We start from the raw sequence: 13,402 nt of genomic DNA on the forward strand, positions 1-13,402 counted from the left end.
TATTTGACGAAACGTCCCATATGAGTGACGCATACGGCATATGTTGTTGCCCACAACATATGCCGTGTGCGCGGTCGCAACCCAGTGGCCGCCGCGTGAAAGGTCACCCTGATGAGGACGAAAAGCGCGCTCCCGCCGAAGAAGTCCGGACGCCGACGGGGTTGCGCCGCCGCGTTGGCCCTGTCCGGCCTGCTCACCCTCACCGCCTGCGGATCCAACTCCAGCAGCACGACCTCCTCGTCGAACGCGCCCTCCGGCGGCGGTGCCAATGGCACGGTCGGGGTCATCCTCCCCGAGACCGCCACCTCGGCCCGCTGGGAGTCCTTCGACAAACCGCTGCTCCGGAAAGCCTTGAACGAGGCCGGTTTCGACGCCGACGTGCAGAACGCGCAGGGCGACGTCCAGAAGTTCTCCACCCTCGCCGACGGCATGATCGCCAAGGGCGTGAAGGTGCTGCTCATCGCCTCGATCAATGGCGAGGTCGGCAGCGCGGTAGCCGCCAAGGCCAAGAAGGCGGGCATCCCGACCATCGACTACGACCGCCTCAACCTCGGCGGATCCTCCGACTACTACGTGTCTTTCGACAATGTGAAGGTCGGCGAGCTGCAGGGCCAGGGTCTGGCCAAGGCGCTCGCGGACAAGCCGGGCGCGCAGGTCGTGGAGATCGAGGGCGCCCCGACCGACAACAACGCCACCCTGTTCCATCAGGGCCAGCGGAAAGTCTTGCAGCCCCTCTATGATTCGGGCGCGCTGAAGCTGGTGCGCAGTCAGGCCATCGACGACTGGAACAACCAGAAGGGTGGCACCACCTTCGAGCAGATCCTCACCGGCAACAACGGCAAGGTCGACGGCGTGGTCGCGGCCAATGACGGCCTGGCCGGCGCGGTGATCACGGTGTTGAAGAAGAACGGCCTCAACGGCAAGGTGCCGGTCACCGGTCAGGACGCCACCGTCGACGGGCTCCAGGCCGTCCTGCGCGGGGACCAGTACATGACCGTGTTCAAGCCCATCGAGGACGAGGCCAGGAACGCCGCCGAACTCGCTGTGGCCCTGGCCAAGGGCGACACGGCCGCCGCGGATGCGCTGGCGCAAGGCGTGAGTCAGGATCCCAAGGGCAAGCGTGATGTGAAATCGGTGTTGCTGCAACCGAAGTTGATCACCAAGTCCGAGGTCAAGCAGGTGGTGGACTCGGGCTTCGTGAAGGCCTCCGACGTCTGTTCGGGCGACGTGAAGTCCGTCTGCGCCGAACTCGGCATCGGCTGAGGATCGAGACATGAGTGAGCCGCTGCTCCAGATCACCGGCCTGAACAAGAGTTTCGGACCGGTGCGCGTGCTGTACGACGTGGACCTCACCGTGCCGGCGGGAGAGGTCACCGCGCTCGTCGGAGACAATGGCGCGGGCAAATCCACGCTGGTGAAATGTGTTGCCGGAATCCACGCCGCCGACTCCGGCGAGGTGCGATTCCGTGGCGAACCCGTGCACCTGCGTGGCGCCAAGGACGCGGCGGCGCTCGGCATCGAGGTGGTCTACCAGGACCTGGCCCTGGCCGACAACCTCGACATCGTGGCCAATATGTTCCTCGGCCGGGAGCGCGGCAAGCCGTGGCTGCTGGACGAGGCGAGCATGGAGGAGGCGGCGCGGCGCACCCTGGCCTCGTTGGGGGTGCGCACCGTGAAATCGGTGCGCACCCCGGTCGCAGCTCTCTCCGGCGGGCAACGCCAGACCGTGGCGATCGCGAAGGCCGTGCTGTGGAACAGCAATCTGGTATTGCTGGACGAACCCACCGCGGCGCTCGGTGTGGCGCAGACGCGGCAGGTGCTGGATCTGGTCCGGCGGCTGGCCGAGCAGGGACTGGGAGTGGTGCTGATCAGCCACAACCTGGCCGACGTGTTCGAGGTCGCCGATCGGATCGCGGTGCTGTACCTGGGCCGGATGGCCGCGCAGGTGCGGACCGCGGATGTCACCACCGGCCAGGTGGTGGAGTTGATCACCGCCGGGCGCTCCGGCGATCTTGGCTTGGCGCGGCCGGAAGCCGCGGTGCTGTGAGGAAACCACTGCCATGACCAATGTTTCGGAATCGGCGGCCGAACCGGGCACCGCCATCACCGACTTCGGCATCGACACCACCACACTGTCGACCCGAGATGCCCTGCGCGACTACGCGTCCCGGCTGCGTGGCGGCGATATCGGGTCACTGCCCGCGATCCTCGGCCTGATCGCGCTGGTGGTGCTGTTCTCGTTGATGTCGAATGTGTTCTTCTCGCTCAACAACATCGCGAACCTGCTGGCACAGGGGGCAGGGCAGACCATCATCGCCATCGGGATCGTGTTCGTGCTGCTGATCGGGGAGATCGATCTGTCGGCGGGCACCGCGTCCGGCGTGGCGGGGGCGGTGCTGGCCATGCACTACGTGGACAACGGAAACCTGTTGAACGGCATGGGTTCCACGGTGTTCTACATCTTCAACGCCATGCTGGTGCTGGCCGCGATCCTGGCGGGGCTGCTGCGGATCTGGCCGGGCGTGGCATTCTCGGTGCTGGGGATAGTGCTGACAGTCATCGGATTCCAGGCGAATCCGTGGATCGAGATGCTGCTCGCGGTGTGCGTGGGCGCGGCCATCGGCTGCATCACCGGGTTTCTGATCGCCAAGATCGGGATGCCGTCGTTCGTGGTGACGCTGGCGTTGTTCCTCGCGTGGCAGGGTGTGATTCTGCAGCTCATCGGTGAGGGCGGGGTCCTCGGGATCAGTTCCTCGCACGTGCTCAACGAGGTGGCGAACGGGAACCTGTCCACGGCGGGGAGCTGGGTGCTGTGCGCGGTGGCGGCCGGTGGGTACACGGCGGTCACGCTGGGCGGGCATCTGCGACGCAGGCGTCGCGGGCTGGTCACCGCGCCGACGCCGCTGGTGGTCGCGAAAGTGGTGGCGCTCGGCGGGTTCGCGGTCGCGGTGACGGCGCTGCTCACCGCGAATCGTTCGCCGAGCAAGCTGATCGTGATTTCCGGTGTGCCGTATGTGGTTCCGATCGTGCTGGTGCTGCTGGTCGCGGGAACCTATGTGCTGACTCGCACGACCTACGGCCGTCACATCTACGCCATCGGCGGCAATATGGAGGCGGCGCGGCGCGCGGGTATCGACGTGACCCAGCTGCGGGCAAGCGTTTTCGTGATCTGCTCGGCGTGTGCGGCGGTCGGGGCCATCGTCTACTCCTCGAAGGTCGGCTCGGTCGACCCGCAGGCAGGCGGGCTCAATACCCTGCTGTTCGCGGTCGGCGCGGCCGTGATCGGCGGCACCTCGCTGTTCGGCGGCCGGGGTCGGGTGGCGGACGCGGTGATCGGTGGTGCGGTGCTGGCCGTCGTGTCCAATGGCCTGGGCCTGCTGCGGCAGCCCGCGGCGGTGGTGTCCATCGTGACCGGGCTGGTGCTGCTGCTCGCCGCGACCGTCGACGCGCTCTCGAGACGCCGCGTGGCGATTGCGGGTCATTGAGCCGCGCGATGGTATTACCGAATCCATGACCGTCGCCCGACCGGACGAGGTGCGCCGGTTCAACCGGTCGAGCCTCCTGCGGCTGCTACACATCCGAGGCCCCGCCACCCGGGCGGCGCTGGCGGCCGAGCTCGGGCTCAATCGGTCCACCATCAAGATGCTCGTCGACGGGCTCGCCGAGGACGGCGTGGTGGAGGAGAAGGTGCCGCGGATGGCGCGCGGGGCCGGGCGGCCGTCGCTGCTGGTGCTGCCGCAACCGCAGGCGGCGGTGGTGCTGGCGGTGGACGTGCAGGTCGAGCACGTGGGGATCGCGCTGGTCGGTTTCGGTGGGCAGATCATGGGACGCAACAGTTGGAATCTGCGTGGGCGGCAACGGGAACCGGACGAGCTGATCACGCACGTCGCGGAATCCTCGGCCATGCTCGCCGAGGATCTCGGGTTGCGGCCGGTGGCGGCAGGGGTGTGCGTGCCCGGCGTGGTGCGGCGCGCGGATGGGCTGGTGCACAATGCCGCCAACCTGCGCTGGGGTGAGGTGGCGCTCGGGCAGCGGTTGCGCACGGTGTTGGACCTGCCCGTCACTGTCGGCAACGATGCCGAATTCGGTGCGCTCGCAGAGCATGCCAGGGGTGTCGGGCGCGCGGCCGCCGACGCGGTCTTCGTCTCCGCCGATGTCGGCGTCGGGGGCGGTCTCATCGCCCAGCGCGCGCTGCTGCGCGGGTCCGCCGGCTACCTCGGTGAGATCGGCCATATGACCGTGCGACCCGGCGGTCGAAAGTGCTACTGCGGCAACGAGGGCTGCTGGGAAACCGAGGTGGGCGAGGCCGCCCTGTGCCGCGCCCTGGGCATGCCCGAGCACGGCCCCCGCGGCGCCATCGTGGCCGAACTGCGTGAACTGCACGGCGATTGGGAAACCCGCCTCGCCGACTATCTCGGCTGGATGACCCTCGGCCTGGTGAACGTCGTCAACATCCTCGGCCCCGAACTGGTGGTGCTCGGCGATCTCTTCGCCGCCCTCCCCGAACCGGCCATCGCCCGAGTCCGCGACCAGGTCCACCGCCGTAGCATGGTCAGCCGCGCCTTCGGTGGGGTACGCATCGAAAAGTCCGGTCTGGGGCCCGATCTGAAACTGCTCGGTGCCGCCGAGGCCGCCTTCGAAGGCGTCCTCACCATGCTCTGACGGGGCGCAAGGGTGCGGAGTTCGCGGCTCCCCTCCAGGGCGACCGCGGCTCGTGTTCAATCGAGATATGGAGCAGCTTCCCGAGGACTGGCAGCGCGGGATCGTCATCGCCGCGCATCCCGACGACATCGAATACGGGGCGGCCGCGGCGGTCGCGCGGTGGACCGGACAGGGCAAGGACATTCGCTATGTACTGGTCAGCAGTGGTGAGGCCGGGATCGCCGGGCTACCACCCGCGGAGTGCGGGCCATTGCGGGAGGACGAGGAGCGGGCCTCCGCCAAGATCGTCGGCGTCAGCGAGGTGGAGTTCCTCGGGCATCCGGACGGCCGGATCGAGGAATCCCTGGCCCTGCGCCGGGATCTGGCCGCCGCCATCCGCCGCCACCGCCCGGAGATGGTGGTGCTGTTCAACTTCAGCGGCACCTGGGCCCGCGGCTACGCCAACTCCGCCGACCACCGTGCCGTCGGCCGCGCAGCCCTCGACGCGGTGTCCGACGCCGGCAACGAATGGATCCACCCTGACCTCACGGATCTCCCCATCTGGTCGCCTCGCTGGGCGGCCGTCTACGGCGTCGCCGACGGCAGCCACGGCCTGGACGTCACCGACACCTTCGAGACCGCCGTCGCATCCCTCACCGCCCACCACCGGTACCTCGAGGCCCTGAGTCCCGAACCCGTCGCAGCGCAGGCCCGCGCCGTCCTCGAGATGACAGCCGGTCCGAAGGAAGGGATACCCGCCGCCCACGCTCTCACCTTCGAGCTCTACTACTTCGCCGGCTGAACTCGACGTCCTGGCGGGTCTGTAGGGGGCCGGTCTCCTCACCGCCGCCGCGTACGCGAGTGACGCGGGTCGCCGAATCGGGTGATGTGCCGGTGGCGTCGGTGGGGTGTGGCACCCTGGGGCCGTGCGAGTAGCGGTGGTGGCCGGGCCTGATCCCGGGCATGCGTTCCCAGCGATTGCGTTGTGCGTGCGATTGCTGGCGGCGGGCGATGAGCCGGTGTTGTTCACCAGCCCGCGCTGGTTCGACGCGGCGCGGGAGATCGGGATCGGGGTGCGGCGGCTCAAGGGGCTCGCGCCCCGGGCCGAGGATGACGACAATGACGCTGGCTCGAAGATTCATCAACGCGCCGCGCATATTTCGACCGAGATCCTGCCCGACCTGAGCGCCATGCTGCCGGAACTGGTGGTGTCGGACGTGCTCACCGCCGGGGGCGGCATGGCCGCGGAGCGGCTCAAGCTGCCCTGGGTCGAGCTGTCGCCGCATCCGCTGTACCTGCCGTCGAAGGGATTGCCGCCCATCGGGAGTGGGCTCGCCGCGGGGGAGGGCATGCGCGGACGCGCTCGCGATTCGGTGCTGCGCGGGCTGAGTTCGCGGTCCATCCGGCGTGGAGAACTGCAACGCGAGCAGGCGCGAGCGAGCATCGGCCTGCCACCGCAGGATCCGGGGCCCACCGCCCGCCTCGTCGCCACCCTGCCCGCCCTCGAGGTGCCGCGCCCCGACTGGCCGGACAACGCGCACCTGGTCGGCCCCCTGCTGTGGGAGCCCACCGACCACATTCTCGAGCTGCCGCCCGGCGACGAACCGCTGGTCATGGTCGCCCCCTCCACCGCCCAGACCGGCACCGCGGGCCTGGCCGACCTCGCCCTCGAGGCCCTCGAAGGCGCGGGCGTCCGTGTCGCCATTTCCATGCTCGACACCCCGCCCGCCGACCTTCCGCCCTGGGCCACAGCCGGTTTGGGCCGCCAGGACGAACTCCTCCGCCACGCCTCGGTTGTCATCGGCGGCGGCGGCCACGGCCTGCTCGCCAAAACCCTGCTCGCCGGCGTCCCCATCGTCACCGTTCCCGGCGGCGGCGATCAGTGGGAACTCGCCAATCGTGCCGCTCGCCAAGGCAGTTCGATCCTGGTCCGCCCCGTCACCTCCGAATCCCTTCGAGACGCCGTCGAACGCGTCCTCGACGATCCCTCCTACACCGCCGCCGCCCGCTCCGCCGCCACCGGTATAGCGGTCGTCTCGGACCCGGTCGAGGTTTGCCACGCCGTCGTCGAATCCCCCCACACCAGCTGACTTCCGGTCATGCGCGCGACGGTCGTCTCAGGTCCGTCGTGCCCCGCTCCCTCGCGCCCCGGCATCACGGCGGTCTGCGATCCGGTCGAGATCTGGGCGCGTGCGCGTCATCGGATCGTGCGGGCCTGAGGTCGAGAGCGGGACGGTGGTCGGATCCGGGCCGGCGCGTGGGTTCTCGCGGACTGCGTGCGTGGTGCGCCCGCAACTGACCGCCGGGCTGGGCGTGGTCGGGCGTGGGGTGGTTGTGGGACCGTGGCGTAGGCTCGCGGCCGTGCGGTTGACGGAGTTCCAGGAGCTGTTGCATACCGAGTTCGGAACGGCGCGGGGAGATGCGCTGCTGACCGATCACGTGTTGCCGTCCATGGGGCGGACGGGGGCGCAGGCCATTGAGGCCGGGGTGGATCCGCGCGATGTGTGGCGGGCGCTGTGCGCGGAATTCGACGTGCCGAAGTCGCGATGGTGACGGTGGAGTGATCGCCGCCGCGGGTGAGCGCGCTGCTCGGCACCGATCCCGTGCGGTCGGGTGATCGCGAGGGGCTCACGGGCGGGGTTGTCCAGGTCAACGGCACCCATGGGTCCGTAGGCCGTGGCGGAGTTCGAGCGGTACTGCCGAGCGGGCGATCTCCGCGACTGGCCCACTACCGCCCGCTCGGCGAATCGTTCTGAGCCTCAGCGGATTCGCCTACTCCGAGTGCCTCTTCTTGGCGTAATGCCGCGTGGCCTTGGCGCGGTTGCCGCAGGAGGCCATGGAATGCCAGCGTCGGGCGCCGTTCTTCGACGTGTCCAGGAAGAACAGGACGCACTGCGGGTGAGCGCACTGCTTGATGCGATCCGGGGTGCTCGCCAGCAGATGCAGCAGATTGTCGGCGGCGAGCCAGCCGGGTAGCCAGGCCGGATCGCCGACTTCCGGGAGCGAGGCCGGGCCGTTCGGGGTGAGGCTGCGGCGGATGCGGCCGTGTGCGAGGACGGCGTTGAGATCCTCGGCGGTCTCACCCTTGACCGCGCGCAGGATCGCCTCGCGCGTCCGCACCAGCGCGTGCAGCGTCGCCTCGTCGGCGGGCAGGTCGAGGCCGTTGTCGGCCAGCCACTCCCGCAGCCCGGTCAGATCAGTGAGCAGGTCCTGTGGGCCCGTCGCCGCGATCCAGCGGGTATTGAGCAGATCCAGGGCGAGCGGTTCACCCAGGTGGGGGCGTGGTTCTGGCACGCCTGAGGGTAACCGCCGCATTGCGCTCATCGGATCCGCTACTCCCTTCTAACCGACAAAACAGCGATAGGGGTTGACGGCAGCTACTCGCCGTCGCTAACTTCTAACTTGTCAAACAATCTAAGATGGTTAGATAATCCGAAGGGGTTCACCATGACCACACCTGTTCTCGCCACCGGGCACATCGGCCTCAATGTCACCGACCTCGACCGTTCGCTGGACTTCTACCGCCGCGCCCTCGGCTTCGAACAGCTCGGCGCCGGTGGTGAAGGCGCCCAGCGATTCGCCTTCCTCGGCCGCGACGGCAAGCTCCAGGTCACCCTGTGGCAACAGAGCGATGGCGAGTTCTCACCGAAAACCCCTGGCCTGCACCATCTCTCGTTCCAGGTGGACAGCATCGACCAGGTGCGCGCGATCGAATCGGCCCTGAAGGCCCTGGATGTCGCCTTCGCCCACGATGGCGTGGTCGCCCACCGCGAGGGCGCGGCCTCGGGCGGCATCTTCTTCATCGACCCCGACGGCATCCGTCTCGAGGTCTACGCCCCCACCGGCGCCGACCACGCCCCGGCCCCGTCCGGCGCCGCCCCCACCTGCGGCTTCTTCTGAGCCGGAACATCGGCCACCATCGGAATTCGCGGCCGCGGCGCGACAGGCCCTGAGGGGAGCTCACATGAACGACATATCGACCCGGGTCGCGTACCACCCGGGTGAGCTGGCCGTGCAGCAGCGGATGGGGCAGGCCGATATCGCTCAGCGCGTCGGCCGGATGATCCGGGCCGATATTCCGGCCGCCGCGGCGCAATTCCTGGCCGAGCAGCCCATGATCGTGGTGGCCACGGCCGATGACGCCGGGAGGATGTGGGCGAGTCAGCTGGTCGGCCCGCCCGGCTTCGTCCACGCCTCCGGTGCGCGCACCATCGAGGTGGAGGCGGTCCCGGTGGATGGTGATCCGCTCGCTGAATCGCTGCGGGGCCCGAGGCACGTCGGCATGATCGCGCTGCGGCCGCAACTGCGCCGGCGTATGCGGGTCAATGGCGTGATCACACCCACCGCGACCGGTCTGCGCATCGACACCGACCAGGTGTATTCGAACTGCCCGAAATACATCTCCCGGCGCGGCATCGAGGCCGTGGCGACCGGCGAAACCTCCTCGGTCCGCCGCGCCACCGCGCTGAATGACGCCCAGCGGCATCTCATCTCACGCGCCGACGCCTTCTTCGTCGCCTCCGCCGACGCCGACGGCAATGCCGACGCCTCCCATCGCGGCGGCAATCCCGGCTTCCTGCAGGTGCTTTCCTCGACCCGCCTGCGCTGGCCCGACTACCGCGGCAACTCCATGTTCATGACCCTCGGCAATATCGCCGCCGACCCCCGCTGCGGCCTGCTCATCCCCGATTGGCGTACGGGCGCCACCCTGCAGCTCACCGGCACCGCCGAGATCACCTGGGACGATGCCGCTTTCACCGCCGGTGCCCAATGCGCCATCGACTTCACCCTCACCGAGGTCGTCGAGATCTCGGCAGCCACTCCGCTGCGGTGGAGCGCCCCCGAGCTGTCCCCGGCCAACCCCTGACCGCTCCCTGGCGGGTGTCCCCGCGCACCACGATGAACACACGCCGGCCGATCCCGGCCGACCACTCGACTCGAAAGGTCCCGACCCATGCGTCCTCCACTGCCGCCCTTCGACCTCGAATCCGCCGAACTCAAGGTTCGAGCCGCCGAAAATGCCTGGAACACACGCGATCCCGAGAAGGTCGCGCAGGCGTATACCGAGGATTCCGTCTGGCGCAACCGCGACGAGTTCCTCACCGGTCACGCCGAAATCGTCGACTTCCTGAAGCGCAAGTGGGCCAAGGAGAACGGCTACGCCCTCCGCAAGGATCTCTGGACCTACACGGGCAACCGCATCGCCGTCCGCTTCCAATACGAATGGCACGACGACAACGGCCAGTGGCACCGCAGCTATGGCAACGAACTCTGGGAATTCGCCCCCGACGGCCGCATGTCCCGCCGCGAGGCCAGCATCAACGACGTCCCCATTGCCGAGGATGAGCGCCGGATCTTCGGCCCCCGCACCCCGGAAGAGGACTCCGAAGCCCTCCCCCTTCAGTGATACCGAGATCAAGGGGCTCTGCCGTGGTGAATGTCGCCACCAGACCGGTGTGACGCAGTAGGGGCAGCGGCAGCATCGATGCGGTGCTGCGGGATTCGATGATCAGGAACGAAATCGATGCCGCCGCACCGGGTGGCGCTCCACCCCGTCGCGGCGGCCGGCCCGCGACGGGCGGGTGCATCCGGCGCATCTGGAACAGGTCGGCACGGCGATCAGCGAGCATCCGGAGGTCGCGTATCTGGCCGCGGTCACCGGGCCCGCGAATCTGACGGCGTCGGTGGTGTGCCGGGACAATGCGCACCTCTACCGGTATGTCACCGAGCGGCTGGGGGCGCTGCCGGGGATCAATGACATCGAGGTGACGCCCGCGCTGCGCATCTTCAAGCAGTCACAGAGCCTGATCGACGCTCGCAAGATCGCGGTCGCGCCCTGAGCGCTCGGGGAGACGAATGGGCGCTTGCCGATCGTTTGCTATCAGGTCATTCGTGTGTCGTCCAGCGCGTCACTTGCATCGAACACCTGTTCGTCTAAGCTCGTCGTCGGAACTTGTCGGTGCCTCCCTCTAACGTGAGCGCCAACCACAGCATGAGACAACCCGTCGAGAAGGGGACCAGACGATGGCACCACAGGCTTTCGACCGCGACAAAGCGCTCGAACTGGCGTTGGCCCAGGTCGAGAAGAGCTTCGGCAAGGGCGCGGTGATGCGCCTGGGGGAGGAGCAGCGTCAGCCGATCGCGGTGATCCCCACCGGATCCATCTCGCTGGACGTCGCCCTGGGCATCGGTGGTCTGCCGCGTGGCCGCGTCGTCGAGATCTACGGTCCGGAATCTTCGGGTAAGACCACCGTCGCCCTGCACGCGGTCGCCAACGCGCAGGCCGCCGGCGGTGTCGCCGCCTTCATCGACGCCGAGCACGCGCTGGATCCCGACTACGCCCGCAAGCTGGGTGTCGACACCGACGCACTGCTGGTCTCCCAGCCCGATACCGGTGAGCAGGCCCTCGAAATCGCCGACATGCTGGTGCGTTCCGGCGCCATCGACATCATCGTCATCGACTCCGTCGCCGCCCTGGTGCCGCGCGCCGAGATCGAGGGCGAAATGGGCGATAGCCACGTCGGCCTCCAGGCCCGCCTGATGAGCCAGGCCCTGCGCAAGATGACCAGCGCCCTGAACAACTCCGGCACCACCGCCATCTTCATCAACCAGTTGCGCGAGAAGATCGGTGTCATGTTCGGCTGTTTCAACTACGGCACTCGGGTGCAGTTGGCGGACGGCACCACCGAGAAGATCGGCAAGATCGTCAACCAGAGGATGGATGTCGAGGTGCTGTCCTACGACCCCGACACGAACCGGGTCGTGCCGCGCCGTGTGGTGAACTGGTTCGACAATGGTCCGGCCGATCACTTCCTGCAGTTCACCGTTGAAAAGTCCAGTGGCAACGGACGTTCCCAATTCGCCGCTACCCCGAACCATCTCATCCGCACACCGGGCGGTTGGGCCGAAGCAAGTGACATCATCGCCGGTGACCGGGTGCTCGCAGCGGAGACCTTCCGGCTGAGCGAGCAACAGCTGCAGGTCGTGCTCGGCTCGTTGATGGGTGATGGCAACCTGTCGCCGAACCGCAACGACCGCAACGGAGTTCACTTCCGGATGGGGCATGGCGCGAAGCAGCATGAGTACCTGGATTGGAAGTTGTCGCTGCTCAGCAACATCGAGCATTCGGTCCGAGTGAACGACAAGGGTGCGAAGTTCGCCGACTTCACCCCGTTGCCCGAACTGGGTGACCTTCAACGCGCTGTGTACCTGGGCGATGGCAAGAAGTTCCTCTCCGAGGAGTACCTGAAGGCTCTCACCCCCTTGGCCTTGGCCATCTGGTACATGGATGATGGTTCGTTCACCTTGCGCTCCAAGGGATTGCAGGAGCGGACCGCTGGCGGCAGCGGCCGCATCGAAATCTGTGTCGAAGCCATGAGTGAGGGCTCACGCACACGTTTGCGCGACTACCTGCGTGACACCTACCGATTGAATGTGCGGCTGCGCGAGGCGGGTACCGCGGGTAAAGCGGTCCTTGTCTTCTCGACTGAGGCGACCGCACAGTTCCAGGAACTCGTGGCCCCATATATGGCACCGTCGATGGAATACAAGTTGCTGCCGCGCTTCCGTGGCCAGAGCACCGTCGTTGCGGAGTTTGTCGAACCCGTTCAGAAGCTGGTCCCCGCACGAGTTCTCGATGTGCATGTCAAGCCGCGGACCGGCTCGATGCACCGTTTCGATATCGAGGTCGAGGGTAATCACAACTACTTCGTCGACGGCGTCATGGTGCACAACTCCCCCGAAACCACCACCGGTGGTAAAGCGCTGAAGTTCTACGCTTCGGTCCGTCTGGACGTCCGCCGTATCGAGACGTTGAAGGACGGTTCGGACGCGGTCGGTAACCGCACCCGCGTGAAGGTCGTCAAGAACAAGGTGAGCCCGCCGTTCAAGCAGGCCGAGTTCGACATCCTCTACGGCATCGGCATCTCCAAGGAGGGCTCGATCATCGACATGGGTGTCGACCAGGGCTTCATTCGCAAGTCGGGCTCCTGGTACACCTACGAGGGCGACCAGCTCGGCCAGGGCAAGGAGAACGCCCGCAAGTTCCTTATCGAGAACACCGACGTCCGCGACGAGATCGAGAAGAAGATCAAGGAGAAGCTCGGCATCGGCGCCGACGTCACCGCCGACGAGGCTCCCGCAGACTTCTGACCATGACCTCTCGGGAAGAAGGGCCCCGGCCGAACTCGCCGGGGCCCCGCCTGGAAGCAGTGGAACGCCTCCGCCGCCAACTGGAGTCGACCGCCGACCGAGCGTCGCGCCCCACCGCTTCCAGGCTCCGGCACCCCGAGCCCGGCCACGACCTCTTCGGCGACAGCTCCGACGACCCCTACACCGCCGGCATCGGCACCTGGAACTACGGCCCCGCCGACCACCCCGCGTCCTATCTTCCTGTCCCCGAAGACAATTCGGTGGATGCCCATCGCTCCACCTGGCGAACAACAGACGACGCGCCCTCCGTAACCGAACCCTTCCTGTCACAACGGCCCCTGCCCTCCGACGAATCCCGGCGGCGGATCTCCAACCCTTCGCGGCCGGAATCCCCCGACTCGAGTTCGCCCATCGCGGAACCTGCGGCCGCAGAGCCGATCTCGCCGATTGCGAACCGGGATGACAAGTTGCGCGCGGCGCGGGCTGCGTTGGCCGAGGCGACTGCGGCGGTGGCGGCGAAGGCGGCGGGGGAGACGGCGGGCTCGGAGCGGGATCGTCACCGGAGGACTCGCACATCCGAGTCGGCCTCCTTCGAGCGGGAGAGGCGGGG

Annotated in this window: 13 protein-coding genes; 12 read left to right on the forward strand and 1 reads right to left on the reverse strand. The window is 67.7% G+C overall.

Annotation, left to right across the window (positions count from 1 at the left end; all coding sequences use genetic code 11):
- Window positions 1-111: 111 nt before the first annotated feature.
- The 7 genes from GLP40_RS12095 (at window position 112) to GLP40_RS12125 (ending at window position 7,194) form a co-directional block, all read left to right on the forward strand.
- On the forward strand, window positions 112-1,263 hold the full coding sequence (locus tag GLP40_RS12095) for a sugar ABC transporter substrate-binding protein (RefSeq protein ID WP_154787972.1): 1,152 nt from the start codon (window positions 112-114) through the stop codon (window positions 1,261-1,263).
- Window positions 1,264-1,273: 10 nt separating this feature from the next.
- Entirely contained in the window at window positions 1,274-2,047 is a 774-nt protein-coding gene (locus tag GLP40_RS12100; RefSeq protein ID WP_154787973.1) for an ATP-binding cassette domain-containing protein, read from the forward strand.
- A gap of 13 nt (window positions 2,048-2,060) precedes the next feature.
- Window positions 2,061-3,485 (forward strand): sugar ABC transporter permease, encoded by a 1,425-nt coding sequence (locus tag GLP40_RS12105; protein ID WP_154787974.1) that lies wholly within the window; start codon window positions 2,061-2,063, stop codon window positions 3,483-3,485.
- A gap of 25 nt (window positions 3,486-3,510) precedes the next feature.
- Entirely contained in the window at window positions 3,511-4,662 is a 1,152-nt protein-coding gene (locus tag GLP40_RS12110; RefSeq protein WP_154787975.1) for an ROK family transcriptional regulator, read from the forward strand.
- Window positions 4,663-4,729: 67 nt separating this feature from the next.
- Window positions 4,730-5,443, forward strand: coding sequence for a PIG-L deacetylase family protein (locus tag GLP40_RS12115; RefSeq protein WP_154787976.1), 714 nt, complete (start codon window positions 4,730-4,732; stop codon window positions 5,441-5,443).
- Between the two features lie 124 nt (window positions 5,444-5,567).
- The gene (locus GLP40_RS12120) at window positions 5,568-6,731 is read left to right on the forward strand and encodes a glycosyltransferase (protein ID WP_328290041.1); all 1,164 of its coding nucleotides are present in this window, start codon (window positions 5,568-5,570) and stop codon (window positions 6,729-6,731) included.
- Window positions 6,732-7,002: 271 nt separating this feature from the next.
- Window positions 7,003-7,194 carry a DUF3046 domain-containing protein gene (locus GLP40_RS12125; RefSeq protein ID WP_328290102.1) on the forward strand — a complete coding sequence of 64 codons (192 nt, stop codon included), beginning with the start codon at window positions 7,003-7,005 and terminating at the stop codon, window positions 7,192-7,194.
- A gap of 219 nt (window positions 7,195-7,413) precedes the next feature.
- Here the strand turns inward: GLP40_RS12125 and GLP40_RS12130 are convergent, their stop codons facing one another.
- Complete coding sequence (locus GLP40_RS12130; protein WP_328290042.1) at window positions 7,414-7,935, reverse strand: CGNR zinc finger domain-containing protein; 522 nt, start codon at window positions 7,933-7,935, stop codon at window positions 7,414-7,416.
- A gap of 153 nt (window positions 7,936-8,088) precedes the next feature.
- On the opposite strand from GLP40_RS12130, the gene GLP40_RS12135 reads away from it, so the two are divergent.
- From GLP40_RS12135 to recA, 5 genes are all read left to right on the forward strand, one after another.
- Window positions 8,089-8,541, forward strand: coding sequence for a VOC family protein (locus tag GLP40_RS12135; protein WP_154787977.1), 453 nt, complete (start codon window positions 8,089-8,091; stop codon window positions 8,539-8,541).
- Between the two features lie 64 nt (window positions 8,542-8,605).
- On the forward strand, window positions 8,606-9,508 hold the full coding sequence (locus GLP40_RS12140; protein ID WP_154787978.1) for a pyridoxamine 5'-phosphate oxidase family protein: 903 nt from the start codon (window positions 8,606-8,608) through the stop codon (window positions 9,506-9,508).
- A gap of 87 nt (window positions 9,509-9,595) precedes the next feature.
- The gene (locus GLP40_RS12145; RefSeq protein ID WP_154787979.1) at window positions 9,596-10,048 is read left to right on the forward strand and encodes a nuclear transport factor 2 family protein; all 453 of its coding nucleotides are present in this window, start codon (window positions 9,596-9,598) and stop codon (window positions 10,046-10,048) included.
- 175 nt (window positions 10,049-10,223) lie between these two features.
- Window positions 10,224-10,481: an Lrp/AsnC family transcriptional regulator gene (locus GLP40_RS12150; RefSeq protein ID WP_328290043.1), complete on the forward strand. Its 258-nt coding sequence runs from the start codon at window positions 10,224-10,226 to the stop codon at window positions 10,479-10,481.
- 184 nt (window positions 10,482-10,665) lie between these two features.
- Window positions 10,666-12,792 (forward strand): intein-containing recombinase RecA, encoded by a 2,127-nt coding sequence (recA, locus tag GLP40_RS12155; RefSeq protein WP_154787980.1) that lies wholly within the window; start codon window positions 10,666-10,668, stop codon window positions 12,790-12,792.
- Window positions 12,793-13,402: the final 610 nt, after the last annotated feature.

Origin of the sequence: Nocardia aurantiaca (genome assembly GCF_009708175.1) — a bacterium.
Lineage (GTDB): Bacteria > Actinomycetota > Actinomycetes > Mycobacteriales > Mycobacteriaceae > Nocardia > Nocardia aurantiaca.